This window comes from Hymenobacter cyanobacteriorum (assembly GCF_022631375.1).
GTDB lineage: Bacteria > Bacteroidota > Bacteroidia > Cytophagales > Hymenobacteraceae > Hymenobacter > Hymenobacter cyanobacteriorum.
Genome location: NZ_JALBGC010000002.1, coordinates 362,000 through 386,686, shown reverse-complemented (window position 1 = coordinate 386,686; position 24,687 = coordinate 362,000). Strand labels below are relative to the sequence as shown.

At 64.4% G+C, this 24,687-nt stretch carries 20 protein-coding genes; 11 read left to right on the top strand and 9 right to left on the bottom strand.

Annotated features, from left to right (window positions below):
• The first annotated feature begins 124 nt into the window (after positions 1 to 124).
• From MON38_RS06860 to MON38_RS06835, 6 genes are all read left to right on the top strand, one after another.
• Positions 125 to 748, top strand: coding sequence for a DUF4159 domain-containing protein (locus MON38_RS06860; protein ID WP_241935416.1), 624 nt, complete (start codon positions 125 to 127; stop codon positions 746 to 748).
• 89 nt (positions 749 to 837) lie between these two features.
• Entirely contained in the window at positions 838 to 1,815 is a 978-nt protein-coding gene (locus MON38_RS06855) for an AAA family ATPase (RefSeq protein ID WP_241935415.1), read from the top strand.
• Positions 1,816 to 1,918: 103 nt separating this feature from the next.
• Positions 1,919 to 2,797 (top strand): DUF58 domain-containing protein, encoded by an 879-nt coding sequence (locus MON38_RS06850; protein WP_422388674.1) that lies wholly within the window; start codon positions 1,919 to 1,921, stop codon positions 2,795 to 2,797.
• A gap of 91 nt (positions 2,798 to 2,888) precedes the next feature.
• Entirely contained in the window at positions 2,889 to 4,514 is a 1,626-nt protein-coding gene (locus tag MON38_RS06845) for a BatA domain-containing protein (RefSeq protein ID WP_241935413.1), read from the top strand.
• Complete coding sequence (locus tag MON38_RS06840) at positions 4,511 to 6,766, top strand: DUF4175 domain-containing protein (RefSeq protein WP_241935412.1); 2,256 nt, start codon at positions 4,511 to 4,513, stop codon at positions 6,764 to 6,766. The genes MON38_RS06845 and MON38_RS06840 overlap by 4 nt, the downstream gene beginning before the upstream one ends.
• Positions 6,767 to 6,770: 4 nt before the next feature.
• Positions 6,771 to 8,594 carry a hypothetical protein gene (locus MON38_RS06835; RefSeq protein WP_241935411.1) on the top strand — a complete coding sequence of 608 codons (1,824 nt, stop codon included), beginning with the start codon at positions 6,771 to 6,773 and terminating at the stop codon, positions 8,592 to 8,594.
• Between the two features lie 106 nt (positions 8,595 to 8,700).
• On the opposite strand, the gene pelA is transcribed toward MON38_RS06835, so the two are convergent.
• The 4 genes from pelA to murI all read right to left on the bottom strand — a co-directional run bounded on the left by pelA (position 8,701) and on the right by murI (position 14,484).
• The gene (pelA, locus tag MON38_RS06830; RefSeq protein WP_241935410.1) at positions 8,701 to 10,752 is read right to left on the bottom strand and encodes a pectate lyase; all 2,052 of its coding nucleotides are present in this window, start codon (positions 10,750 to 10,752) and stop codon (positions 8,701 to 8,703) included.
• A 177-nt stretch (positions 10,753 to 10,929) separates the two neighbouring features.
• A complete protein-coding gene (locus tag MON38_RS06825) occupies positions 10,930 to 12,723 on the bottom strand; it encodes a T9SS type A sorting domain-containing protein (RefSeq protein ID WP_241935409.1) in 1,794 nt (597 codons plus the stop codon).
• Between the two features lie 209 nt (positions 12,724 to 12,932).
• Entirely contained in the window at positions 12,933 to 13,382 is a 450-nt protein-coding gene (locus tag MON38_RS06820; RefSeq protein ID WP_241935408.1) for a QcrA and Rieske domain-containing protein, read from the bottom strand.
• Between the two features lie 247 nt (positions 13,383 to 13,629).
• Positions 13,630 to 14,484 (bottom strand): glutamate racemase, encoded by an 855-nt coding sequence (murI, locus tag MON38_RS06815; protein ID WP_241935407.1) that lies wholly within the window; start codon positions 14,482 to 14,484, stop codon positions 13,630 to 13,632.
• Between the two features lie 150 nt (positions 14,485 to 14,634).
• Between murI and MON38_RS06810 the strand changes: the two genes are divergently transcribed.
• Entirely contained in the window at positions 14,635 to 14,865 is a 231-nt protein-coding gene (locus MON38_RS06810) for a hypothetical protein (RefSeq protein WP_241935406.1), read from the top strand.
• Positions 14,866 to 14,970: 105 nt separating this feature from the next.
• On the opposite strand, the gene MON38_RS06805 is transcribed toward MON38_RS06810, so the two are convergent.
• Positions 14,971 to 15,663 (bottom strand): arylesterase, encoded by a 693-nt coding sequence (locus MON38_RS06805; protein WP_241935405.1) that lies wholly within the window; start codon positions 15,661 to 15,663, stop codon positions 14,971 to 14,973.
• Between the two features lie 267 nt (positions 15,664 to 15,930).
• Between MON38_RS06805 and MON38_RS06800 the strand changes: the two genes are divergently transcribed.
• The 4 genes from MON38_RS06800 to MON38_RS06785 all read left to right on the top strand — a co-directional run bounded on the left by MON38_RS06800 (position 15,931) and on the right by MON38_RS06785 (position 22,836).
• Entirely contained in the window at positions 15,931 to 16,617 is a 687-nt protein-coding gene (locus MON38_RS06800; RefSeq protein ID WP_241935404.1) for an ABC transporter ATP-binding protein, read from the top strand.
• A 65-nt stretch (positions 16,618 to 16,682) separates the two neighbouring features.
• The gene (locus tag MON38_RS06795) at positions 16,683 to 19,214 is read left to right on the top strand and encodes an ABC transporter permease (RefSeq protein ID WP_241935403.1); all 2,532 of its coding nucleotides are present in this window, start codon (positions 16,683 to 16,685) and stop codon (positions 19,212 to 19,214) included.
• A 102-nt stretch (positions 19,215 to 19,316) separates the two neighbouring features.
• On the top strand, positions 19,317 to 19,922 hold the full coding sequence (locus MON38_RS06790; RefSeq protein WP_241935402.1) for a hypothetical protein: 606 nt from the start codon (positions 19,317 to 19,319) through the stop codon (positions 19,920 to 19,922).
• An 82-nt stretch (positions 19,923 to 20,004) separates the two neighbouring features.
• Entirely contained in the window at positions 20,005 to 22,836 is a 2,832-nt protein-coding gene (locus MON38_RS06785; RefSeq protein ID WP_241935401.1) for an alpha/beta hydrolase family protein, read from the top strand.
• 274 nt (positions 22,837 to 23,110) lie between these two features.
• Here MON38_RS06785 and MON38_RS06780 read toward each other — a convergent pair whose 3' ends face one another.
• The 4 genes from MON38_RS06780 to MON38_RS06765 all read right to left on the bottom strand — a co-directional run bounded on the left by MON38_RS06780 (position 23,111) and on the right by MON38_RS06765 (position 24,593).
• Positions 23,111 to 23,329: an ankyrin repeat domain-containing protein gene (locus tag MON38_RS06780; RefSeq protein ID WP_241935400.1), complete on the bottom strand. Its 219-nt coding sequence runs from the start codon at positions 23,327 to 23,329 to the stop codon at positions 23,111 to 23,113.
• Positions 23,330 to 23,335: 6 nt separating this feature from the next.
• Complete coding sequence (locus tag MON38_RS06775; protein ID WP_241935399.1) at positions 23,336 to 23,596, bottom strand: Txe/YoeB family addiction module toxin; 261 nt, start codon at positions 23,594 to 23,596, stop codon at positions 23,336 to 23,338.
• Entirely contained in the window at positions 23,593 to 23,811 is a 219-nt protein-coding gene (locus tag MON38_RS06770) for a hypothetical protein (protein ID WP_241935398.1), read from the bottom strand. Before MON38_RS06770 ends, MON38_RS06775 begins: the two co-directional genes overlap by 4 nt.
• A gap of 149 nt (positions 23,812 to 23,960) precedes the next feature.
• Complete coding sequence (locus MON38_RS06765; protein WP_241935397.1) at positions 23,961 to 24,593, bottom strand: hypothetical protein; 633 nt, start codon at positions 24,591 to 24,593, stop codon at positions 23,961 to 23,963.
• Between the last annotated feature and the right edge of the window lie 94 nt (positions 24,594 to 24,687).

Sequence of the window (24,687 nt, the reverse complement as noted above, 5' to 3'; positions counted from 1 at the left end):
CGCGTTCACACGTGAGAAGGTCCTTCGCTACGCTCAGGATGACAGCCGGGCGACGCAACTTTCCGGCCGCTTTCTGCGACTATAACTGCGCAGCCGCTTCATCTGCCACTGCTATTTTTGCTTAATGCCCGCTGCCCCGTTCACTTTTGTGCGCCTGAAATACCACTCCGGCGACTGGGACGCGGTGGACGAGCGCATGCCCGCCAACCTGCTGCACTCGCTGGTGCAATACACCAAAGTGCCCGTCGACCCCAAGGAAAAAGTGGTGGCCCTGGACAGCCCCGAACTGTTCAACTACCCGTTCTGCTATTTGAGCGGGCACCGGCTGGTGCAGTTCTCGGGCGCTGAAAAACAGAATTTTATCCAGTACGTGCGCAACGGCGGCTTCGTGTTCGTCGACGACTGCAACCACGACATCGATGGGCTTTTCGCCCGCTCCTTCGAGGAGCAGATGCGCCAGTGTTTCGGCGCCAATGCCCTGAAGAAAATCCCCAAAACCCACCCCATCTACTCCCAGTTTTTCACCTTCAAAGACGGTCCGCCCAACACCGGATTTGAGTTGAACGGCTGGGGCGACGACCTCGTGCACGACTACCTAAAAGCCGTGGAAATCAAGGGCCGCATCGGGGTACTGTACTCCAATAAAGACTACGGCTGCGAGTGGGACTACGACTTCCGCAACAAGCGCTTTCTGGCGGAGGATAACACCAAGTTTGGGGTGAATATTTTGCTGTACGCTTTGACGTGATGTAGTTGTCAGTTGCTCGTTGTCAGTTATTAGTCCCGACTAAAATTGAACGACCTGACAACTGACAACGAGCAACTGACAACTAACCAATGACCGAACAAGAAGTAAACACGCTCCTCGCCAAGCTGCCGGTGCTGAAGGCTGAAATCGCCAAGGTCATCGTGGGCCAGGAAACTGTGCTTGATGAAGTGCTAGTAGCCCTGCTGGCCGGCGGCCACGCCCTACTCGAAGGCGTGCCCGGCCTAGCCAAAACCTTGCTGGTGCGCACGCTGGCCGCCGCTACCGATTTGCCCTTTCGCCGCATCCAGTTCACGCCCGATTTGATGCCGACGGACATTCTCGGTACCGAAGTGCTGGAAGAGGACCACGGCACCGGCCGGCGCTCGTTCAAGTTCAACCCCGGCCCCATCTTCGCCAGCCTGGTGCTGGCCGACGAAATCAACCGGACGCCGCCCAAAACCCAGGCCGCCCTGCTGGAAGCCATGCAGGAAGGCCACGTCACCTACGCCGGGCAAGAGCACGCGCTGCCCAAGCCGTTTTTCCTGCTGGCCACCCAAAACCCCATCGAACAGTCTGGCACCTACCCGCTGCCCGAGGCCCAGCTCGACCGGTTCCTGCTGTACGTGCGCATCGGCTACCCCACGGCCGAGGAGGAGCTGGCGGTGCTACGCGGCACCACTGGCGCGGCCGGCCAAACGGTGCAGCCGGTGTTGGGCGGGGCCGATATCCGGGCACTACAGACGCTGGTGCGGCAGGTGAGTCTCAGCCCCGAGCTGATGGACTTTGTGAACCGCTTGGTGCGCGCCACCCGACCGGCCACGTCGGAGGTGAAGTTTATTAAGGACTACGGGCGCTGGGGCGCGGGGCCGCGCGCCGGGCAGGCGCTCATCCTGTGCGCCAAGGCGCGGGCGCTGCTGCACGGCCGCTTCGCCGCTACGCTGGAGGATATCCGGACGCTGGCCCCGCCGGTGCTGCGCCACCGGGTACTGTTGAATTTCAACGCCGAAGCGGAAAACCTGACGCCTGATAATGCGGTGGCGGAACTGCTCAAAGCGGTACCTGTTTAATTTTCACGCCGTGTTTCGCCGTGTTGACCGCAGTGCTTCGCGGTGGGCCGTTGAACGACACTGCGGAACACTGCGATTTTAACACTGCGAGACACTGCGTGAAATGCCGTTGCTGACACCTGAACATCTGCACCACCTGCGCAACCTTTCTCTCGCCGCCCGGCAAGCGGCCGAGGGCTTCCTCAACGGCGCGCACGCCAGCCGGCGGCACGGCGCGGGCATGGAGTTCAGCCAATACCGCCCCTACCAGCCCGGCGACGACCTGCGCCGCCTCGACTGGCGCCTGGCCGCCCGCTCGGACCGGTATTATTTGCGCGAGTCGGAAATTGATACCAGCCTGACGGTGCACCTGCTGCTGGATGCCAGCGCCAGCATGAACCACCGCGACGACAACGGCCTCACCAAGCTCGATTACGCCCGGCTGCTGCTCGGGGCCCTGGCCTACCTGGCCACGCAGCAGGGCGATGCCGTGGGCCTGAGCATTCTCAGCCCCGGCGGCCTGCGCCACCTCGCGCCCCGGGCTGATGCCCGCCAGCTGCCCCGCATCTACCACGCGCTGGAAACGGCCGAGGCCACCGGCCACTTTCCCGCGCCCGAAACGCTGGCCCCGCTCACGGCCCGCCGACAGCGCGCCCTTACCGTGTGCGTGAGCGACTTGTACGAGGAAGGCACTGAAATCAACAGCCTGCTCACGCGCCTGCGCGCCACCAGCGGCGATGTGCTGCTGCTGCACCTAATGGCGCACAATGAGTTGGCCTTCAGCTACCAGGGCGCGGTCACGTTTCGGGATTTGGAAACCGGGCAGACTTTGCAAATCGATGCCGGCCCGCAGCGCGCCGCCTACCAGCAGCAGTTGCAGGAGTGGCTGCGCATCACCGCCCAGCAGGCCCGCCGCCAGGGGTTCGACTACCATTTGCTGGATACCGCGCAGCCGTTGGATGCGGCGATGCGGGAATTTCTGCGGCGGCGCAGACTCAGTTAAGAGTTAGAAGTTAAAAGTTAAAACCTCCCAAGCTTCAAGCTCCACCTCGAAACGCAACTCTTAACTCCTAACTCTTAACTTTTAACTCCCTTTGCTCGCTCTGCTTAACCCTGCCGCGCTGCTGGCCCTTGCGGGCTTGCTGGTGCCGGTAGCCATTCATCTCTGGAACCGCCGGCCCGGCCGCGAGGTGGCCGTGGGCAGCCTGCGCTGGCTGGCCGCGGGCGCCAACCGCCGCCTGCGCAACCTGAAGCCGGAGCAGTTGTGGCTGCTGCTGCTGCGCGCCGCGCTGCTGGCGGTGCTGGCGGTGGCGGTGGCCGGCCCGGTGTGGCGCACGGCGCAGTCCAGCAGCCGGGGCGTGGTGCTGCTGAGTCCCGAAGCGGCCAGCCTGCCCGCGTTGGCGGGGTTGAAACCTACCATCGACTCGCTGCGCCGCCGGGGCTACGCGCTGCACTGGCTGGCCCCCGATTTCCCCCGGGTGCCGGGCAAGGCGTGGCAACAGCTGAAAGCTGGTGAAGCTGGCGCAACCACCGATTCTATTGCTGCGTTGGCTGCGGGCCAGGCTTTTGCCTGGGCGCGGGTGCAGCAGGCTACCGCCGTTTTCCCGGGCCAGCCGCTTTACGTGGTCACGAGTGCGGCGCTGCGCAACTTCGGCGGTAGTCACGCACTGCTGCCGGCGGCCGTGACCTGGCAGGCGCTGCCCGATACCACGACCACCTCGTGGGTGGGTGCGGCCGAATTGGTGGGCGACAGCCTGCAGCTGCTGGTGGGCCACAGCAGCGAAACCCGGACGACTTATCAACGAAAAAAGGTACCGGAGGCGCACAACGGCCAACCGTTCCGGGTGCCCGGGCTGGCCACGGTGCGCTTTCAGCCAGATGGCAAAGGCGGCGAATATCTGGTAATCGTGCCGGCCGACAGAACCGCAAAGCCCATTGACCAAATCGGGGTCGATGTTGTGCCGAAGGTCATCGAGATTTACGCCTCCCCGGAATATGCCGCTGATGCCCGCTACCTGCAAGCGGGCCTGCGGGCGGCGGGCGGCGCACTTCCGATTGTGCCGCAGCTGCGCCAGGTGAAAACGCGACCGGATGGCCTGCATGCCGATTGGGTATTCTGGCTGTCGGATGAGCCCCTGCCGCCGGGCTGGCGCGAGGATATGGCCAGCAGCAAGCACCGCATTTGGGTAGAAGCCGCCGCGCCGGGCAGGGCCGATACGGCGCATCTGGCCACCAACGAGCCGGGCGCGGCGGCCGTCGCCGTGTTTCGCCGAGGCGGCCATGCGGCCTTCCAGGGTGGCGAAACGGTGTGGGCCGATGGCCAGGGCCGCGCCATTCTCGCACGCCAGACGCTGGGCCGGGGCAACGTGTACCAATTGCACACCCGGCTGCACCCCGCCTGGAGCACGCTGGCCGACGACCCGCAGCTGCCCGCCCGCCTGCTGGAGCTGCTGCAACCCGAGCCGACCGACAACTTCGGCAGCCAGCAGACCCGGCTGGCGGAAGTAGAAGCCGCGCACGACCGCCGGGCGCTGGCTCCGGCCCAGCTTCCTGCCGTATCGGCAACCCCTGCCGTGCCAGCTTCCACTCTAGCCCGGCCAGCAACTTTCCGCCAAACCGATTTGCGGCCGTGGCTGGTGCTGCTGGTAGGCCTGCTGCTCTTGCTTGAACGGCTGCTGGCCCGTCGTCGGGAAACCCTGGCCCAATCAGTCAATTTATGAGACAGCCGACTGATTTAGTGACTAGTGTCGAGGTGGCCGGTGCCCGGGAGCAGCTGCGGGCGGTGGGACGGCGCTTTGTGCTACGCCGGGGCGTAGCGGTGTTGCTGCCGGCGCTGGCAGCCGCCGTTGTGCTCGTAGCCGGAGCCCGCCACTGGCCGGCCGGCGCGCCCGTGCTGGCAGTGTTAGGCGGCCTGGGTGTGCTGCTGGCAGGCTGGCGGCTGTGGCCGTTGCGGCAGGTATCGCCCACTACCACCGCGCCCCGGCTCGACCGGCAGTTTCCGGAATTGGAGGACAGCACCGGCCTGCTGCTGCGCGATGCTACCGGGTTGAACCTGTTGGAAAGCCTGCAGCAGCAGCGCGTAGCCCGGCAGCTGGCAGCACTGCGCGCCACCGATTCACTTGTGCTGCCCGTTGATTTCCGACCCGCTGGCTGGCTCACGGGTGGTTTGCTGCTGCTGGCGGCAGGGCTATGGTGGTGGCCCGCCGGAATACCCCATCAGGCAAAGCCAACCCGTGTGGCCGTGCATTTTTCTGAACCAGCCAGGCCCAGCAAACCCGGCCAAACGCCGCCACGAATCAGCGAAACCGCACTACGGGTGACGCCGCCGGCCTACACCCGTTTGGCCGCATTTGCACCCGTGCAGGCTTCGTTCCAGTGCCCGCAGGGGGCACGGGTGCGCTGGCAGGTGCGCGTGCGCAATGGCGCGGGCCAAGCGGCCCCGGTACTGGAGCTGGGCCCGCGGCGGCTGGAGCTGCGACCGGTAGCCGGGCAGGCGGGCACCTATTTCACCGAGCAGATTCTGAATGCTTCCACGCTCTACCGGCTACGCTACGCAGGCACGGTGTCCGACGATTACGCCATCGACGTGCGGCCCGACCTGGCGCCGGTGCTGCGCATCACCACGCCGAAGCCTTACACGCTGGTGGCAGCGCTGGGCCAGCGGCCGGAGGTCTCCATCCGGGCCACGGTGCGCGACGATTATGGCCTGAGCCGCGCCGAGCTGGTCATCACCGTGGCCCAGGGCCAGGGCGAGGCCGTGAAATTCCACGAGCTGCGGCGCGATTTGAGCGCGGGCCTGAGCGGGGCGCAGGCCAACCTGAACAGCCTGCTGAACCTGCCCAAGCTGGGGCTGACTTACGGCGACGAGCTGTACTTCTACCTCCTGGCCCGCGACAACAACGGCCACACGGCCCGCACCGATTCTTACCTCGTGCAGTGGCAGGACACCGCCGTGGCCGACAGCGCCCCCGACCTAGGCATGGGCGTGAAGGTGGCCCCCGCCTACTTCCGCAGCCAGCGCCAGATTATCATTGATACCGACAAGCTGCTGGCCGAAAAGCCCCGGCTTGATGCCGCCACCTTCGCCGCCCGGGCCAACGCCCTGGGCTTCGACCAGCAGAGCCTGCGCCTGCGCTACGGCAAATTTCTGGGTGAGGAATCAGAGGCCGGCATCGGGGCACCCGCGCCGCACTCGCCCATTGCCGAAGACGAGGACGCGCCCGCCACCACCACAGCCGAAGCGCCCGAGCACGACGACCACGACCACGCGGCCCCGCCCGTTTCACCATCCAAAACCTCGCCTACGGCCGAAACCGATGCCCTGATGGAGCCTTACATTCACAAGCACGACGATTCGGAAACTGCTGATTTTCTGGAGCCCGCCGTAAAAACCAAGCTCCACGCCGTGCTCGACCAGATGTGGGCCGCCGAGCTGCGCCTGCGTACCGGCCAGCTCGCCGCAGCCCGCCCCTACGAGTACCGCGCCCTGCGCCTGCTGAAGGAAGTGCAGCAGCAAACCCGCGTCTTCGTCAAGAAAGCCGGTTTCACCCCGCCGCCCATGCCCGAGGCCACCCTGCGCCTGACGGGCGAGCTGGCCGGAGCCGCTGCGCCCCAGCGCCAGCAGATGCTGCCCGCGCCCAACCCGCAGCCCGCCATTCGGGCCGCGCTGCGCTGGCTGGCTTCCGCCGAGCAGGGCCAGCCCACCCGCCCCGCCGATGCCGTGGTGCTCGACCAGGCCGGCGCAGTGCTGGCCGGAGCGACCCTCACCCGGCCGGGCTTCTTCCTGCCGGCCCTGCGTGCGCTGCGTGAAATGAGCCAGGCCGTGCGCGCCGGCCGCCCCACCCGCGCCGCCAGCCGCGCGCCAGCCGCCCGCGCCCTCACCGAGCTGCTGGCCACCCCGGCCCCCACCCCCGCCGCCCCGCCCGCCGCCGACCGCCTGGCGCGGCGCTATTTTCAGGAATTAGCCCGCTAGCCCGTTGCCCAGTTTGTCCCCCGCTCCTGCTCTGTACTACGGCCTGCTGGCATTCTGCCTGCTGCTCGGCTTTGGGCTGCTGGTTTTGGCCTGGCGCCGGCCCCGCCAACGGCAGCGCCCGCTGCGGATGCTGGCCGGGGCAGTAGTAGCCGCCAGCCTCTGGCTCACAGCGTTTCCGCCGGTGCGGCAGCTGCCCGCCACTCGCGCCGAGAGTATTCTCCTAACCGAAGGCTACGCGCCCGATACGCTGCGCCAGCTGCTGCGCCAGTTAGGTGCGGGCACGCCGGTGTGGGCGTATGGCAACGTCGAAAAGGCCGCGAAAGCGCGCCCACTCGCCAGCCTGCTCACGCTGGCCGAGCAGCGGCCGGCCCTGCGCCGCCTGCACGTGCTGGGCACGGGCCTGCCCGCCGCCGACCTGCCCATACTGGGCAACGTGGCCGTGCGCCAGCATTCCGACACGCCGGGAGCGGGCTTCCAAACGGCCTACTGGCCCGCGCAGCTGCCGTTGGGCGAAGTGCTGCAAATCGAAGGAGCGGTGAGTCGGCCCAAAGGCGCGGGCCCGGCCTGGGTGGTGCTGCAAGCCGCCGGGGCCGGGCGCGACTCGGTGCAGCTTGCGGCCAATGGCACTGAGGCATTTCGCCTGCACTACCAGCCCAAAACGGCCGGGCTGGCTACCTACGAACTGGTGCTGCGCCGCCCGGGTCAGCCGCCGCTGCGTGAGCCCGTGCCCGTCGAAATCATCACGGCCGCGCTGCCAGCGGTGCTGTTGCTGACGGCCACGCCCTCGTTCGAGTTCAAGTTCTTGAAAAACCACCTGGCCGAAGCCCACTACCCGGTGGCCCTGCGCACCAGCGTGAGCCGGGGCCTGGTGCAAACCGATTTCGTGAACCAACCCCGCGCGGCGCTCGACCGCCTCACGCCCGCCCTCCTGGCCCGCTACGCCGTGGTGGTGGCCGATGCCGCCACGGTTGCGTCCTTAACCGGAGCCGAAACCCAGGCCCTGCAAACGGCCGTGCGCAACGGCCGCCTGGGCCTCATCACCCTGGCCGAGGCTGCGCCGCTGCCCCGCAATGCCCCCGCCCGCACTGATTTTGCGGTGCTGCCCCGCCCGGCCACGCCGGCCAGCCTGCCCGCGCTGGCCTGGCCCGCCGCGCCCGGCGAAGCCCGGGCTCCGCTGCCCGCGCAGCTGCAGCCCCGGCCGAATCTGCAGCCCCTCATCAGCGGGCCGCAGCAGGCTATTGCGGCGGCCCGCCAGCGCTTGGGGCTGGGCGCGGTGGTGGTGTCGGTGGTGCCCGAAACCTTTCGGTGGGGCTTGCAGGGGCACCCTGCCGTGTATGCTTCCTTCTGGAACCGGCTGTTGCGGGCGGTAGTGCCGCCGGCGGCGCCAGTGGCTGCCTGGCAGACGGGCACGCGCTGGCCACGCCCGGGCCAGCCGCTCACGCTGCGCCTGGCGGCCGCCACATTGCCGGCCGAGCTGCCCACCGTGGCGGCGCTGGCCGGCGGCCCCGCCGTGCCCCTGGCCCTGCGTCAGGATTCGCGCCTGCCCGAGTGGAGCACGGCCCGATTCTGGCCGGGCGTGGCGGGCTGGCACCGTGCCAATGGGCCGGGCCGGGTTTCGTTCAGTTTCTATGTGTATCCCGCCACCGCCTGGCAGGGGCCGGAGCTGGCGGCACGCCGGCAGGCGGCCGCGCAATTGGCCACCGCCGCACCAGCCGCAACCACCGCCGAAGGCGCGCAGGATTTCGTATCGGAGCCGTGGCCGGCGGGCTGGTTTTTTGGGCTGTTTCTGCTGGCAGCTGGTTATCTGTGGCTCGAAGAAAAGCTGTAGAGTGCAACCCTTTACGTCTCTCGCTGCAAGGAGGCGCCCGGCGGTTTAAGCTCGGGCCCTTGAGCAGCGGGAAGTGAAGAAGCGTGTCTTCATGCCCAAGCCGGGGCTACTTTCCTGCCTCGTGCGCTACCCGCTTGCGCCACGCCGGGTACTCCACGGCCAGCAGTTCGGCGGGCCAGGTGCCAGCGTAGGCATAGCCGGCGCGGCGCTCGTTTTCGATTTCGCGCAGCTGGTAGTGCACCTGGCTGTCGCGCCCCACGTAGATGGGCCGGTTGGTGCCCAGCTCGTAGAAGCGCGCCCAGAGCACCGCCCCGGGCTGGGCCACGATGACGCGGTCGATGCCACGCGGCTCCTGCGGGGCGGGAATTTCTTTCAGCACGAAGCCAGTCATTTTCACCTGCTCAAACCACGCGACGGCCCCATCCACGGCGGCTTTTACGTCGACGCTGGGCTGCTCCGTATCCATCAGAAAGCGCACGATACCCACCGACTCTTCGCCGCTGAGCGAGGGCAGCTCGAAGGCGCGGGCCTTGGCCGGCAGCAGGCTCACTTCGTCGTATTGGGCGCACCAGGCGGTGGGGCGGCCGTGTTGCACCACCTGGGTTTTCAGGATGCAGGCCAGGCCCCGGGCCACCGCATCCTTGGCCGGACCTACCAAATCGGGGCTCACCAGCGCGTACCGCTCCTCCTGCCGGGCCACGCGGCGCAGCACGGTCAGGGCCCGCACCATGGCATCGTCGTTGTAGGTGATTTCGTGGCGGTAGGAGCTCAGGTCGGGGTAAAATTGGGGGAAGCCGCCGTTGGGGTACTGCATTTTCAGCAGGTAGCGGATGCCGTTTTCAGCCCCTTGGCGGTAGGCTGGGTTATTGGTTGCCTGAAAGGCTTTGAGCAAGTAGTGGATTTCCCGGGTCGTGGCGTCGTTGTCGATGGTCGCGTCGTTCTGGTTTTTGCCGTCGAGCAGGCCGGCGCGGGCCCCGGGGCTGATGCGGTGGGCGTAGCTCACCTTCACCTCGCCCAGGGCCTTGGGCCAGCCGCCCACGGCGCGTTGGTAGAGCAGCATCTTCTCGGCGGTGGTATCAAGCTGGCTGGCGGGCACCGGCGGGGTGGCGCGCACGGCCCCGGTCAGCGGGTTCCAGCGCCCGCCGAAGGTCCAGGCGGCGGTGAGGTCTTTGGCTTTGGGCGCACCCTCGGCGGTGCTCAGGTTATCCTGCATCCAGGCGTAGTCGCCGCCTGCGCGGTGGCAGTTGGCGTAGTACACACGGCGGCCCCACTGTTTCGCGCCGGGGCCCGATACGGCGTGGTAGATGTCGGCATCGGCCATGTTTTTCGCGAACCGGCAATCGACCAGGTAAAACTGCGCTTCCCGATGAAAGCGGCCCAGCTTGAAGCCGTCGTCGCCGCTGAAAGTGCAGTTGCGCAGCACGGTTTTCGAATCGCGGCTACCCGAGCCATCGTGCCAGATGGCGGCCTCCCGGCTGTGGCAGATGAAGCGGCAGTTTTCGGCGTAGGCCCAGCCGCGCGGGCAGTAGAAATCCACGCCGCCCTCCATGGTGCAATCCTTAAAATAATACGCGCCGGCCTCGGTGTCCCAGGGGCTCACCGTGTCGCCGCCCAGCGCCCGAAACGTGCAGTGCCGCACCACGAGGCGCGTGGTGCCGGGCAGGGCGCGCAGGGCCATTTGGTGGCCGGTGTTGCGCACGGTTTTCTTGCCGGTGGGCGCCGTAGGGCAGTCAACGGTGACTTCGTCCGGAGCGTCGAAGCCGTAGCTGTTGACGACGATAAGGTTTTCGAGGGTGATGTCGGGGCAGTTGCGCAGGTTCAGGGTGGCCACGCCCCAGTCGCCGGCCGTGGCCCCGGGGCCGCACAGCCACATATCGCGGGCCTGCGGGTAGGTCAGGATGACGCCTTTCTCGCTCTGCCCTTTCAGCACGAGGTTGGCTTTGCCGTCGAGGTAAATTTTCTCGCGGTAGGTACCGTTTTTGAGAAACACCGTGCGCGGTTTCGCCGCCGCATCGGGCAGGCTGTTGATGGCCTCCTGAATGGTGCGGAACTGGCCGGAGCCATCCGGGGCCACGGTCAGGGTTTGGGCGCGGGCTGGCAGCAGGCCTGCCCACGGCAGCCACAGCGCCAGCAGCAGTTTCAGCAACGGTTTATTCATGGCGGGTCAGGCAACTAGCAGCGGGGATTTCCCCGGCTAAAAGTCCGGCCTGCGACAGCCGCTGGCAAGTATTCGGGCCGCTTTACTTGCGCAATCGTTCCCGGCCACGATGCCAGCCGCCTCCAACAAAAAAGCCCCCGCTTGGGCGGGGGCTCTTTGCTGATTGTAGTAGTGGGCCTAGCGCTGCTCAATGCGGCGCACGGCCTGCGTGCCGTTTTGGTGCACTTCAAGGAAATATACGCCCCGGGCCAGCCCGGCCGGTAGGCGCAGCTGGTGGTCGGCGGCCAGGGCCGTGGGGGCCAGTACCAGGCGGCCGGCCAAATCGCGCAGCGCCACCGTAGCCGGGGCGGCGGTGGGCAGCGCCACCGTCAGGCGGTCGGTGGCAGGGTTCGGAAACACCGCCAGGCCCGGCAGGGCAGTGGCGGCGGCCGTAGCCGACGCCAGGTTGAACGGCGTGGTGCTGGTAGCCGTGCCGCCGGGGGTAGTCACCGAAATCAAGCCGTTCACGCTGCCCGTGCCGGTGGGCACCGTCAGGGTAATTGCATTCGCATTTACCACCGTGAAGTTGGCAACCGCAAACGAGCCGATGCGCACCGCCGTGGCCCCCATCAGGTTGGTGCCCGTGATGGTAACGGGGGTGCCCGGGCCGCCCGACGTGGGCGTGAAACTGGTGATGGTGGGCGGCGAAACCACCACGGCCGTTACCGTACCGGTTACGGCCACGTTGAGGGTGGCAGCGCCGGTGCTGGTAAGGGCCACGTTGCCGGCAAAAGAGCCCGCGGTGGTGCCAGTCAGGCGCACGTACACAGGCGTAGCGGCGGCGGTACCAGCCGTCTGCGGCACCGTCACGAGCACGCCGAAACCGCTGGTGGCATTCAGCGAAACCTCATAGCCGGCCGGGGCCGTCACCACGATGCCGGTGGTGAGGCCGGTGCCGCCTACTGTCAGCGTTTGGGTGGCCGAGGGCGTGCCGACCGTGGTATTAAAGGCAATCAGTGTGGCCGGCGTAACGGTAATGGCGGCGGTGCTGGCGCTGCCACAGGCACTGGTGTTCAGCGGGGCATCGGTTGCGGTGAGCGCAACGGCCGTGGTGCCGCCGGTGGGGTTCACGGTATTGGCCCCGCTGGGCCAGACGCCATCCGCATCGGAGGCGCAGCCCACAATCGAGGCATCCACCACCGAGCGCTGCTCGACGCGGCGCACGCCGGTTGTCAGCACATTGGGGATGAGCGTATTCCAGTCGCCGGCGTTGGTGGTGTAGTAGGCAGGCACGCCCGTGAGGGCCGAGCCGGTGGGGTTGATGGCCTCTACCACCGTCAGGCCCAGCGGGCGGCCGGTGCCGGCTTGGTTGTCATACACGGCCACCAGGTTTTTGGGGGTAGCCGCCGAGCTGCCCCGCAGGCCGGTAGCATCGGTGGCAGTGGTGCCGGTGCCCAGGGCCAGCACCGTCAGGGTCTGGTCGAGCGCCAGGCGTTTTTCCACGGTGGCCGGCAGCGCGTCAGTGGCCAGCACAATGCTCATGTACAGCACATTGCCAGCCGTGAAACGCACGTTCCCCGTGTTCACGTAGCCAAACCAGCCCGTGTAGGAGCCGGCGGCGTTGGTGGTGAAGGTGGCGTAGCCCCCGGCCACGCTCAGGCTGGCCGAGCTGGTGTAGGCGTAGGTGGTGGTGGCGGGCGTGGTGCCCGGCGTAATCAGCAGGGGGTTGCCGGCCCCGGTGGCCGTGGTGCCCAGGTCAGTGCTGAGGGCCGCCTGCGTGTAGTAGCGGTACAATGTATTGGCGGTGAGGCCGCTCACCGTAGCCCGATACATCACGGGCAGGCGCGTGGCGGTGCCGCTGCTGGCGTATTGCGGCACCAGCACACCGGTAAAACCGCCCTGGGTAAGGTTCTGGGCGTGGCCAAACACCGGCAGCAGCAACAGCAGCAACGCCAGCAATTGTCGGCCCCTTGATGCGAAGAAGTTATTCATGTAATCGTCTGAAAAAGTGAGAGAAATTTAACGTCCTTATAGGTGTTACCCGTTGCCTGCGAGACGCCGGCCCCCACCCACGTCAGCCGCCCCGAAGGTAAGCCGCTGGATAGCCCGTGGAGGTTACGGCATTGCGACCATTGCGTTGTATAAACAAAGCGGGCCGGCCACTTAGTGGCCGGCCCGCTTGGCAAACATTCTGCTAATAATCAGCCGGTGATGCGCAGCGTGGTTCCGGTTTGGGCCACGGCGTACTGCTTGAGCGCGCGCGGCGACGGCCCGCTGAGTACGGCCCCGCCCACGTCGAAAATTGCGTTGTGGTTGGGGCAGATGAAGCGGCTCTGGCCCTGCGAGAAATACACGCTGGTGCCCTCGTGCGGGCAGGGCGCCTGCAGGGCCACGTAGCCGCCGGCGGCGGTTTTGGCCACAATCACGTCGCGGGTCGAATTGTAGATGTAGCCCACGGCCGCGTTGTTGAGCGGGGCGCTGCTGCTAGCCGTCAGGTCCACGGTGAAGTCGACGTTGGTGGCCCCCACCACGGGGTCGCTGCTGGTGCTGCTGCCGCAGCCGCCCAGGCAGGCCGAGGCAAACAGTGCCGTGGCTCCAAAGCCAAAGAGCTGTAGAAATTCTTTGCGGTTCATTTCAGCGGAAGTTGCCATCGGATGTTGGAATAAAGAAAACTGCACGAATAAATATTGGCCTGCCCATAACGACCGGGCTGGCTGTTTGCTTCCTGAACGGTGCGGCGACGCAAAAAATGCGGCCGTCCGTCAGCCAGCCGATTGCTGCCGCCCCAGCGTCGCCCAGCAACGGTGTTGTTTCGACCAATGCCGCCACCCCGGGCGTCTCAATAGCAAGACCGACTAAACCGGCCACCGTTTAATTCCCCTATCAACCACCCCACGGCTACTCCCAAAGGGGGTAGTGCTCCAGGTGTACTTCCTGCTCGAAGAAGATGCGCGTGCTTTCCTCGAACGAGCGGGTGAAATCGGACACGTAGAAATGATGAGCCGGCGGCGTGGGCGCAGCCGGCGCCAGCAGGCCGGCAGTGGCCAGATACGCTTCGGCCTCGGCCGCCACCACGTCGGAAGCATCGAGCACGTCGACGCGGCCGGCGTAGTAGCGCGCAATCTGCTCCTTGATGAGCGGGTAGTGCGTGCAGGCCAGCACCAGCGCCTCAATGTCGGCCAGTTCGGCTTGGCCCAGGTAGGTGCCGATGATGTCGTCGGAAATCGAGTTTTTGAAGAACCCTTCCTCAATCATGGGCACCAGCAGCGGGGTGGCCAGCGAGTGCAGGTCCACGCCCGCATCGAGGTCGTCGACCTTCTTCTTGTACACGTTGGAATTGACGGTTTGCTTGGTGCCGATGAGGCCCACGCGGCGGCCGGCGTAGGCCCGGCCCAGGTGCGCCACAATGGGGTCAATCACGCTCAGCACCCGGGCTTTGCTGCCCACGTACTCGCGCACCAGCTCGTAGGCGGCGGCTGAGGCCGAGTTGCAGGCGATGATAATCAGCTTGCAGCGCTGGCGCAGCAGCAGGTCGCAAATCTTCACCGAATAGGCCTGAATGGCGGCGGCGCTTTTGTCGCCGTAGGGCAGGTGGGCCGTGTCGCCGAAGTACACGAGGCGCTCGTGGGGCAGGCGCTGGGCCACGGCCCTCGCCACGGTGAGGCCGCCGATGCCCGAATCGAACAGGCCGATGGGGCGGGCGGCGCGGGCGGCAGCCGTTTCGGCGGGGGCTGGGGCGGCAGAAGTTGTCATGGGGCAAAGGTAGCCGGGTTGGCCGCGAACCGATTCCAGCGAATCGTTTGCGATGCAGCGTGAACCGTACGCGGGGCTAACTACTGGCTGTTCACTGAAAACTGTTTGCTGCTCATTATATTTCCGGCCTCTCACCCCTACCCTGCCCCGATGAGCAGCCCTATTCTCGCCGAAATCGACCAGGCCCTGGCCACCCACGATGCCCGCCTGGGCCGGCCCATGGCCATCTACCTGGGCGAGCGCAAGCTCACCCAGCTCACCCTCGATGCCGCCCGCGCCGCCCTGCCCGACCTCAGCACCGACGCCGGCCGCCCCCGCACCTACCGCAACCTTGAGTTGCTGCGCGACGAAGTGAACCTCGACGCCGTGCGGGTGATATAGGCCACAAATCTTCTGTCATCCTGAGCGCCGCGAAGGACCTTGTCACGCCAAAACAAACGGTTCAAACGTGATAAGGTCCTTCGCTGCGCTCCGGATGACAGGCGGTTACTTCGCCCCTACCAACGGCGCCAGCGACGCCCATACTGTGCGGGCCACAATGCGGTGCCCGGCCGGCGTGGGGTGGATGCCGTCGGCCTGGTTCAGGTCGGGATGCCCGCCCACGCCTTCGAGGAGGAAGGGAATGAGCACGAGGTGGTTTTTGGCCGCGATTTCCTGGAACACGGCTTTGAAATCGGTGGAATACGCCTGGCCCATGTTGGGGGGAATCTGCATGCCGGCCAGTACAATTTGCGCGCCCGGGCTGCGCCGCCGCACCGTGTCGACAATACCCTGCAGGTTCTGGCGCGTGGAGGCCAGCGGGATGCCACGCAGGCCGTCGTTGGCCCCGAGCTCCAGCACGAAAATATCGACGGGCTGGCGCAGAATCCAGCCCACGCGGCTGCGGCCGCCGGCAGTGGTTTCGCCGCTCAGGCCGGCGTTTATTACTTCGTAGGGCAGCTTGAGCGAGTCGATTTTCTGACCAATCAGCCCGGCGAAAGCCTGTTCGGGCTCCACGCCCAGCCCGGCGGTGAGGCTGTTGCCAAAGAACAGCAGGCGCTTTTTAGCAGTGGCGGGCGGGGTGGCCGAAGTAGCGGCCGGGGCAGCAGTGGCAGCTGGTTTTTCGGCGGCGGGGCCGGAGTTGCAGGCGGTGAGGGCCAGCCCGAGCAGGGCGGCCAGGGGCAGCATCTTGAGTTTCATAAGCAGCATTTGGGCAGGAAAACGTAAAGCCGGAAAACATGCGGCGGGTTTTCACGTCTTGGGTAACGAACGGGCGGCGGCGCGGTTGTTTCGGCGAGAAAGAACGTCGAAGAAACGTCATGCTGAGCGCAGTCGAAGCATCTCTACCGCGCAAGCAATTCATTTACTATTGCAGTAGAGATGCTTCGGCTGCGCTCAGCATGACGGTCTTTTATTCCATTATTACTTCCCGCTCAACCGCCTACCCCCACACCCTCCTGCCCTAATATGTCCATCCTCCGCGTCGAAAACCTCACCAAAACCTACCCCAGCGCCGGCCAGCCGCTCACGGTGCTGCACGAAGTCAGCTTCGACCTGGCAGCCGGCGACACCTTTGCCATCGTCGGGCCCTCGGGCTCGGGCAAAACCACGCTGCTGGGCCTCTGCGCCGGCCTCGACCGCGCCACTTCGGGCAGCGTGTGGGTCAACGGCATTCAACTCGACAAGCTGAGTGAGGACGAGCGCGCCGCCGTGCGCAACCAGCACGTGGGCTTCATCTTCCAGAATTTCCAGCTGCTGCCCACCCTCACGGCCCTCGAAAACGTGCTGGTGCCGCTGGAGCTGCGTGGCCAGCGCGGGGCCACCCAAACCGCGCTGGAACTGCTCGACCGCGTGGGCCTGGCCGCCCGCGCCAATCACTACCCGGCCCAGCTTTCGGGCGGCGAGCAGCAGCGCGTAAGCCTGGCCCGCGCCTTCGCCAACCGCCCCGCCGTGCTCTTTGCTGACGAGCCCACCGGCAACCTCGACCCCGACACCAGCGAGCGGGTCGTGAACCTGCTATTCGAGTTGAACCGCGAAGCCGGCACCACGCTGGTACTGGTGACACACGACCTGGAGCTGGCCGCCAAAACCCAGCGCACGCTGCGGCTGCGCGGCGGCCGGGTGGTGGAGGAAATACTGGCGTCGGCTAAATAAATTGAACGGCATGCTGAGCGCAGCCGAAGCATGACGTTCCTCATAACTCTACCCAACTCAATTTAATGCATAACACTTCCTGGCTTTTCCGCATGGCGTGGCGCGACAGCCGCCGCAGCCGGGCGCGGCTGCTGCTATTCATGGCCAGCATCATTCTGGGCATTGCGGCGCTGGTGGGCATCAATTCCTTCGGCGACAACCTGGCGCGCAGCGTGGCTGAGCAGGCCCGCGAGCTGCTCGGGGCCGACCTCGTGCTCACCGCCAACCACCCTTTCGATACCGCCCTGGAGCCGACCTTGAGCAAGCTGGGCGCGGCCCGGCAGCAGGAAATGGCCTTTGCCTCGCTGGTGCAGTTTCGGCCCGGCCGGGGCGTGCGGCTGGCCCAGATTCGGGCGCGCGAAAGCGGCTTCTACTACGGCGAGTGGCAGGTGCAGCCGCAGGCGGCGGCCGCGCAGTTTGGCCGGCCCGGCACTCCGGCCAGCGCGCTGGTTGATGACGCGCTGCTGGCCCAGTTCGGGGTGAAAATCGGCGATTCGGTACAAGTGGGGCGGGTGGTGCTACCCATTGTGGGGCGCGTGCTGAAAACGCCGGGGCAATCGGGCGTGAGTTCGGCGGTGGCCCCGGCGGTGTTTATTCCGCTGGCGCAGGTGCCGGCTACCGGGCTGGTGCAGCCGGGCAGCCGGGTGCAGTACCGCCGGGCCTACCGCTTCGCGCCAGGAGCCAACGTGGCGGCCGTCGTCAAGCCCCTGCAGACCCGCCTCGATAAGGCCGAAATCGACTCCGAAACCGTAGCCAGCCGCCAGCAGAGCATGGGCCGCATCTTCGCCGACCTTACCCGCTACCTTGGGCTGGTGGCCTTTGTGGCGCTGCTGCTGGGCTGCGTGGGCGTGGCCAGCGCCGTGAACCTGTACGTGCGCGAAAAGCTGGCCGCTGTGGCCGTGCTACGCTGCCTGGGCGCGAGCGGCAAGCAGGCATTGCTCATTTACCTGATTCAAACCGCCGGCCTGGGGCTGGTGGGCGCCATCATTGGGGCGGCGCTCGGGGCGGCGGTGCAAACGCTGCTGCCGGGCGTGCTGGGCGACTTCCTGCCCGTAAGCATCAGCGTGAGCGTGTCGTGGACGGCCATTGCCACCGGCCTGCTCACGGGGCTGCTGATGGCGGTGCTGTTTGCGCTGCTGCCGCTGCTGAGCATCCGGCGCGTGTCGCCGCTGCGGGTGCTGCGGGTGGCGTTTGAGGACGACACAGCCGCGCCCGACCCGGTGCGCAGCCTCGTGGTGGCCGTTATTGCGCTGTTTGTGTTGGCCTTCGCCTACGGCCAAACGCGCGACTGGAAGCTCACGCTGGGCTTCGGCGCGGGGCTGCTGGCCGCGTTTGGCGCGCTGGCCGGCGTGGGCCGTTTGCTGATTGCGAGCGTGCGGCGCTTCTTCCCAGCCGGCTGGGGCTACGTGTGGCGGCAGGGCCTGGCCAACCTCTACCGCCCCCAGAACCAGACGCTCACGCTGGTCACGTCCATTGGCCTCGGCACCTTCCTGCTGGCCACGCTCTTCCTCACCCAGGCGCTGCTGCTGAGCCGCGTGCAGCTCGCCGACCGCGGCCGCCAGCCCAACCTCGTGCTCTTCGACATTCAGCCCGAGCAGCGCCCCGGCGTGGAAGCGTTGCTGAAAGCGCAAAACCTGCCCCTGATGCAGCGCGTGCCCATCGTCACCATGCGCCTGTCGGCCATCAACGGCACTTCGGTGTCAGAAATCAAGAAGGATACCGCCCGGGGCATTCCGGCCTGGGCCCTCACCCGCGAGTACCGCGTGACCTACCGCGACACTCTGAGTCGGGCCGAAAAGCTCTCGGCCGGCACCGCGCCGCGCCTTGGGCCCGACGGCATTCCGCGCATTTCGGTGGAGGATGGCTACTTGGGCCGCGTGAAGCTCAAGCTCGGCGATACGCTCGATTTCAACGTGCAGGGTGCGCCGCTGCGCACCATCGTGGGCGGCACCCGCTCGGTCGAGTTGGGCCAGGTGCAGCCCAGCTTCCTGGTGCTTTTCCCGAAAAGCGTACTGGAGCAGGCCCCGCAATTTTGGGTCGAAGTAACGCGCACGCCCACCCCGGCGGCGCTGGCTGGCGTGCAGCAAGCGCTGCTGCGCCAGTTCCCCAACGTGTCGGCCATCGACCTGGGCCTGATTCTGGCCACGCTCGATGACATCATCAGCAAAGTGTCCTTCGTCATTCGCTTCATGGCCGGCTTCAGCATCCTCACCGGCTTGCTGGTACTCAGCAGCTCGGTCGTTATCAGCCGCTACCAGCGCGTGCGCGAGAGCGTGCTGCTGCGTACGCTGGGTGCCAGCCGCCGCCAGATTCTGCGCATCACGCTGGTCGAATACGGCTTGCTGGGACTGCTGGCGGCGCTGGCCGGCATCGGGCTGGCGGTGCTGGCGGCCTGGGCGCTGGCAGTATTCGTGTTTGAAGCCAGCTTTGGGCCGGCGGTGCTGCCGCTACTGGGGCTGGCGGCGCTGGTCACGGCCCTCACGGCCGGCATCGGGCTGCTCAATAGCCGCGACGTGCTCCGCCGCTCGCCGCTGGAAGTGCTGCGGGCGGAGGGGTAATCCGCATAAAAGAATACTGCCCTACTTTGCTGAACTTTGGGTAGCAGGCAAGTGCCGCCTGCGAACGATAAATCTGCGCTAGTACCAGTACGAAGCCGCCCTATGGCCTATTTAATCCATCTGGAAAGATTAGCGGCAGACCTTAAAACCGTGCTGCCCATTCGGCCCGACGAGTGGGCCGCCGCGATAGGTGCCGTTGATGACCTGCGGCTGATTGGAACCGAGGGAGAATGGGAAGTTCAGTTGTTCGAAGAAGAAAAACAGGAGTGGCAGGCGCTGTTTTGGCCCGATGCGCTGGGTGGCGCTTACACCAAAGCCCTGCTGCTCTTTGATGACCACACCGCCAGTTCCCCCCGCTTTGTGAAGGCGATGCAGCTGGCGAATTACCTGCAAGCATATATTAGTGGGGAGGACGGCGAATTTTATTACATCCCCGGTTGGCACACCTTTTTTTGGAGCGATTCGGATGAGCTAGATGACGTGAGTGGGGACGAATTGCTGGAGTACCGCCAGCAATTCGGCAGCGATGTAAGCAACCTGCGGGCGCGGCTGGAGGAGCTTCGCACCCGCACAGCGGTAAAGCAGCTCCTAACCGGCAAATTGATGCCGCCGCGCCCGCAACCACCATTGTGGCAGCAATACGGCTGGCTACTGTGGCTTGGCGCTTGCGTGGTGCTGTATTTGATTACCCATTTGTTCCGAAGCTGAAGGCCGCGCCGCCTGCGTGAATAGGGCAGGTACGAGCCAGTTTCATGGCGGAAGTATATTTGGGAATAATCCCTTCGCTTCTATGTCCAGGTCCATTCTATTGATTGCCGCGCTGGTTTGCCAGCTGCCCGCGCTGGCCCAGCAAGCCCCCTCCAAAAAGCCGCTCGACCACTCCGTGTACGACAAGTGGGAAAGCGTCATCAACCCAAAAATCAGCAACAACGGCAAGTACGTGCTGTACCAGGTGCGGCCCCAGCAGGGCGACGGCACGCTGTATTTGAAAACCGCCGACAACCGTCCGCTGGCCCAGATTGCCCGGGGCGACTCGGCCGCGTTTTCGGCTGATTCGAAGTTTGCGGTGTTCCCCATCAAGCCGCCGTACGCGCTGGTGCGGCAGGCCCGCATCAAGAAGAAAAAGCCCGACGACATGCCTAAGGATTCGCTGGGCGTGTACGCCCTCGAAACCGGCAAGCTCACCAAATACGCCAACGTGAAGTCGTGGCAGCTGGCCGAGAAAGCTTCGGTGCTGGCCTTCCTGGGCAATAAGCCGGTGCTGAAAGATGCCAAACCCAAAGCCCCGGCCGACACGCTCAAGAAGCTCACCGATGGCCTGCTCGACGCCAACAAGGCCGGCGCGCCCCTCACCGTGCTGAACTTGGCTACGGGCAAAAGCCGCGAGTTCGCGTCCGTGACGGATTACCAAATCAGCAAGCCGGGTAACCGCGTGGCCTTTGCCGTGCTGGCCCCGAAAGGCAGCAAGGACGTACAGTCGGGCCTGTTTGCGTTTGATGTAGCGGGCGGCTCCGTGAAGAAGCTGAGCAGCGGCAAGGGCACCTACAAGAACTTGGCGTTCGACGACGCGGGCAAGCAGCTGGCTTTCGCGGCCGAGAAGCACCCGGAGAAGGCCCTGGTGAAGCCGTTCAGCCTGTACTACGCCAACTTTGTTGCTGATTCGGCGGCCATCGTGATGCGGCCGGGCGATAAGGCGCTGAAGGCGAAATGGTCGCCGAGCGGGTTTGGCAAAATCCAGTTTAGCGAGAACGGCGAGAAACTGTTTTTCGGCACCGCGCCCGACCCCATTCCGCAGGATACGTCGCTGGTGGACTTTGAACACGCCAAGCTCGACATCTGGAACTACAAGGACGACTACCTGCAGCCCATGCAGCTGAAAACGCTGAAGAAAGACCTGCAGCGCAACTACTTGGCCGTCATCTACCCCAAGCAGGGCAACAAGTTTGTGCAGTTGGAGGACGAATATTTGCGCGACTCCTACCTGCCCGACAACACCAACGCCGAATACGTGCTGGCCGTGACTGATACTGCTAAGCGCATTTCGATGCAGTGGGAAGGCAACACCCGCAAGCAGGCCTACCTCGTCTCGACGCGCACCGGCCAGCGCATTGCCATCAACCCCAAAGCCTCGAAAAGCCGCTTCCAGATTTCGCCCCACGGCGACTACGCCCTGTGGTACGACGACGCGGCCAAGGCTTGGTTTGCCTACTCCGTCGCCACCCGCCAGACCGTGAACCTGACCAGCAAAACCGGCGTGAACTTCGCCGACGAGGAAAACGACTCGCCCACCGACCCCGAACCCTACGGCGTGGCCGCCTGGACCAAAAACGACGAAGCCGTGCTGCTCTACGACCGCTACGACATCTGGAAAATTAACCCCAAAACCGGCGCGGCCACCAACTTCACCGCCGGCCTGGGCCGCCAGCAGAAGCTGCGCTTCCGCTACCGCATCCCGGTGGACAAGCAGAAGTTCATCGAGCCCAAAGACGACCTGCTGCTGCTCACCCAAAACGACGTGACCAAGGAATGGGGCTACTACCGCAAGCCCCTGGCCGGCACCAAAGCCCCCGAGAAACTGGCGATGGTCCCGATGGCCTACTCGAACGTGGAGCAGGCGAAAAACGCCCGCCGCTACCTCTACACGAAATCGAGCGTGAGCCAGCCGGCCGACGTGTACGTGAGTGCAGACCTGCAAAAGGAAACCAAGCTCAGCGCCATCAACGCTCAGCAGAAGGACTACAACTGGGTGACGGCCGAGCTCGTGCACTGGACCACCCCGCAGGGCCACGCCGCCACCGGCGTGCTCTACAAACCCGAAAACTTCGACCCCACCAAGAAGTACCCGATGGTGGCCTATTTCTACGAAAAGCTTTCCGACGGCATCTACCGCTACCAGGCGCCCGCGCCCACGCCCTCGCGGCTCGACCTCATCACGTTTGCCAGCAACGGCTACCTCGTCTTCACGCCCGACATCAGCTACACCGTGGGCGAGCCCGGCCCCTCGGCCGTGGAATACGTGAACTCGGGCGTGGAGGAATTGAAGAAAAACCCCTGGGTCGATGGCGCGCACATTGGTATTCAGGGCCAGAGCTGGGGCGGCTACCAGGTGGCCTACCTCATCACCCAAACCAACATGTACGCCGCTGCCTGGGCCGGCGCGCCGGTCGTGAACATGACCTCGGCCTACGGCGGCATCCGCTGGGAATCGGGCATGAGCCGGCAGTTCCAGTACGAGCGCACCCAGAGCCGCATCGGGGCCACGCTCTGGGAAAAGCCGGAGGCCTACATCCGCAACTCGCCGCTGTTTTCGCTGCCCAAGGTGCAAACGCCGGTGGTCATCATGTCGAACGACGCCGACGGGGCCGTGCCGTGGTACCAGGGCATCGAGATGTTCACTGACCTGCGCCGCCTGGGCAAGCCCGTGTGGCTGCTGCAATACAACGGCGAGGCCCACAACCTCATCAAGCGCGAAAACCGCAAGGACATTTCCATCCGCGAGCTGCAGTTTTTCGACCATTACCTGAAAGGTGCGCCCGCCCCGGTGTGGCTGAGCACCGGCGTGCCCGCCGTGGAAAAAGGCCGCAACTGGGGGCTGGAAACGGCGAAGGGCAACGGGCTTTAAAACTGTAATAGCGTGATAGAAAAGGCCCGTTTACCAATTGGTAAACGGGCCTTTTCGGTTGATTGAAACAATGAAGCTTTCGCTACCGCCGCGACAAGGAGCCGCTGGACAGGAGGCAACCCTATTCTCAAATTTCCACTTCGGGTAATGGCTGACCCAGAAAATTATTGAAAGCGGAAAATCCACCTCTATCAAAATTACTGTCGGTAAGGACTTTCCCACCATATTGAGTGAGCAGCTCTTCTATTTCAACCAGACCAAAGTCCTGCGCCCGTCACTTAGGCGTAACACCGTCCCTGGATAATACATTGGGATTGGCTCCTGCTTTTAAAAGACATTCAACAATGTTGTAGTAACCACCAAAAACAGCCCAGTGCAAAGGTGAATGCCCGAGCACATCAAGTTCGTTCAGGTCAGCGCCTGCTGAAATCAGGCTGCTAACGCCATCAGCATCTGCTTCCAATACCTTCTCGTGAAGCGAGTACTTTTCCATAAGCGCTTATTTGCTGTAATGATACCGGCACTGAATAACGTGCACCAGTCCAGCCTCAAATCGGTAAACCAGTCGATGCTCACCACTAATACGGCGCGACCAGTACCCGGCAAAGTCGTGCTTCAGGGCTTCGGGCTTGCCCGTACCCGTGGTGGGCGTTCGCAGGCATTCTTGTAGCAGCGCGCGAATCTTGCGGGCCGTCGCTTTATCAGTATCGAGCCAATACAAGAAATCCTCCCACGCTGCGGTGTCCCAACTCAGCGTCATTGCGCCGGAAACTCGTGGGTTTCGCGCTGGCCGAGGCGGTCGCGCTCCATCGCGGCCCGCAACCGCGCCGCATTGGCGGGCGAAGCCAGCAGGTGCGCCGTGTCGTCGGCGGGCAGCTCCGCCGCTTTGCCGCGCAGCGTCACGTAGGGCAGCCCGCGCAGCAATTCCAGAATAAAGCCGGCCCGATTCTCGGGCACTTCAAACGTGATTTTCATAGGTAAGCAAAGATAACCAAACCCTGCCAACGTGTGATGGGCACAGATGATTCTGTCCGCCCCCCCCTTCGCCCCCGCCGCGACGGGGCGTGTCGGCAGCCGCGAAAGGGGCTAAAAGAAGCAGCAAAGAGACTCACTCTGTAGTTTTATTACGAATTCACAAGTCGTAATGCTTCAACTATGCCTTCGTATTCAGCAAGATAAAATCCGTCTTGAAGCTGTTGATAATAGCAATGGTATTTGCTTTCAAGTTGGTTATATCTCGGATTGCAGGCCAGCTTAGCAAGAATTATCCCTAAGTTCCCCTCGTATTTCGGTCCCCCGAAAATGCTTTCCCTATTCTCAACATTAATCTCTCTATCAAGCTGCTCAATATTGTTGTACTGCGAGAAAAATGGGATAACAACCTTTTTAAATAACATCATTGTACTCTGATAGCAGCGCTCAATATCTTCTTCATTGCTCAAATCAAATCGATAGCCTTTGCCATCATTGACAAAATCCTCTAGCGAAATGCCGACTGTCGGAGTTGTTTTGTGATACTTCTTATCGAAGTAAGAAGCTTTTTGATATATATTTTCCACTATATCAATGCGGATTAACATTGCAGGATTAATTTCCCAGCTATTGCTACGCACGAGAAAAATCAACTGAAATTTTTCCCAGCCCTCTCCTGACCGCTTGGTAAATTCAGCCAGACTTTTATTGAGCACGAAGCCATAAGGTGCGAGGTCTGATGCTAGACGTTCTAATAAGGCGTTTCGCAATTCTCTATTAGTCATTGGCAGTTTTACTGTGGAAAATAGCGAATAAAGCTAGTGTCTTAAAGTTAGTGGTGCTATAATTCCCCACTCAACCCCGCCCGCCCCGGCCGTA

Coding starts and splice junctions, on each gene's coding strand:
- MON38_RS06785 (WP_241935401.1), top strand. CDS start 20,005: ATGTCCAGGTCCATTCTATTGATTGCCGCGCTGGTTTGCCAGCTGCCC.
- MON38_RS06800 (WP_241935404.1), top strand. CDS start 15,931: ATGTCCATCCTCCGCGTCGAAAACCTCACCAAAACCTACCCCAGCGCC.
- pelA (WP_241935410.1), bottom strand. CDS start 10,752: ATGAATAAACCGTTGCTGAAACTGCTGCTGGCGCTGTGGCTGCCGTGG.
- MON38_RS06825 (WP_241935409.1), bottom strand. CDS start 12,723: ATGAATAACTTCTTCGCATCAAGGGGCCGACAATTGCTGGCGTTGCTG.
- MON38_RS06850 (WP_422388674.1), top strand. CDS start 1,919: ATGCCGTTGCTGACACCTGAACATCTGCACCACCTGCGCAACCTTTCT.
- MON38_RS06795 (WP_241935403.1), top strand. CDS start 16,683: ATGCATAACACTTCCTGGCTTTTCCGCATGGCGTGGCGCGACAGCCGC.
- MON38_RS06775 (WP_241935399.1), bottom strand. CDS start 23,596: ATGACGCTGAGTTGGGACACCGCAGCGTGGGAGGATTTCTTGTATTGG.
- MON38_RS06820 (WP_241935408.1), bottom strand. CDS start 13,382: ATGGCAACTTCCGCTGAAATGAACCGCAAAGAATTTCTACAGCTCTTT.
- murI (WP_241935407.1), bottom strand. CDS start 14,484: ATGACAACTTCTGCCGCCCCAGCCCCCGCCGAAACGGCTGCCGCCCGC.
- MON38_RS06855 (WP_241935415.1), top strand. CDS start 838: ATGACCGAACAAGAAGTAAACACGCTCCTCGCCAAGCTGCCGGTGCTG.
- MON38_RS06790 (WP_241935402.1), top strand. CDS start 19,317: ATGGCCTATTTAATCCATCTGGAAAGATTAGCGGCAGACCTTAAAACC.
- MON38_RS06805 (WP_241935405.1), bottom strand. CDS start 15,663: ATGAAACTCAAGATGCTGCCCCTGGCCGCCCTGCTCGGGCTGGCCCTC.
- MON38_RS06840 (WP_241935412.1), top strand. CDS start 4,511: ATGAGACAGCCGACTGATTTAGTGACTAGTGTCGAGGTGGCCGGTGCC.
- MON38_RS06860 (WP_241935416.1), top strand. CDS start 125: ATGCCCGCTGCCCCGTTCACTTTTGTGCGCCTGAAATACCACTCCGGC.
- MON38_RS06780 (WP_241935400.1), bottom strand. CDS start 23,329: ATGGAAAAGTACTCGCTTCACGAGAAGGTATTGGAAGCAGATGCTGAT.
- MON38_RS06770 (WP_241935398.1), bottom strand. CDS start 23,811: ATGAAAATCACGTTTGAAGTGCCCGAGAATCGGGCCGGCTTTATTCTG.
- MON38_RS06765 (WP_241935397.1), bottom strand. CDS start 24,593: ATGACTAATAGAGAATTGCGAAACGCCTTATTAGAACGTCTAGCATCA.
- MON38_RS06810 (WP_241935406.1), top strand. CDS start 14,635: ATGAGCAGCCCTATTCTCGCCGAAATCGACCAGGCCCTGGCCACCCAC.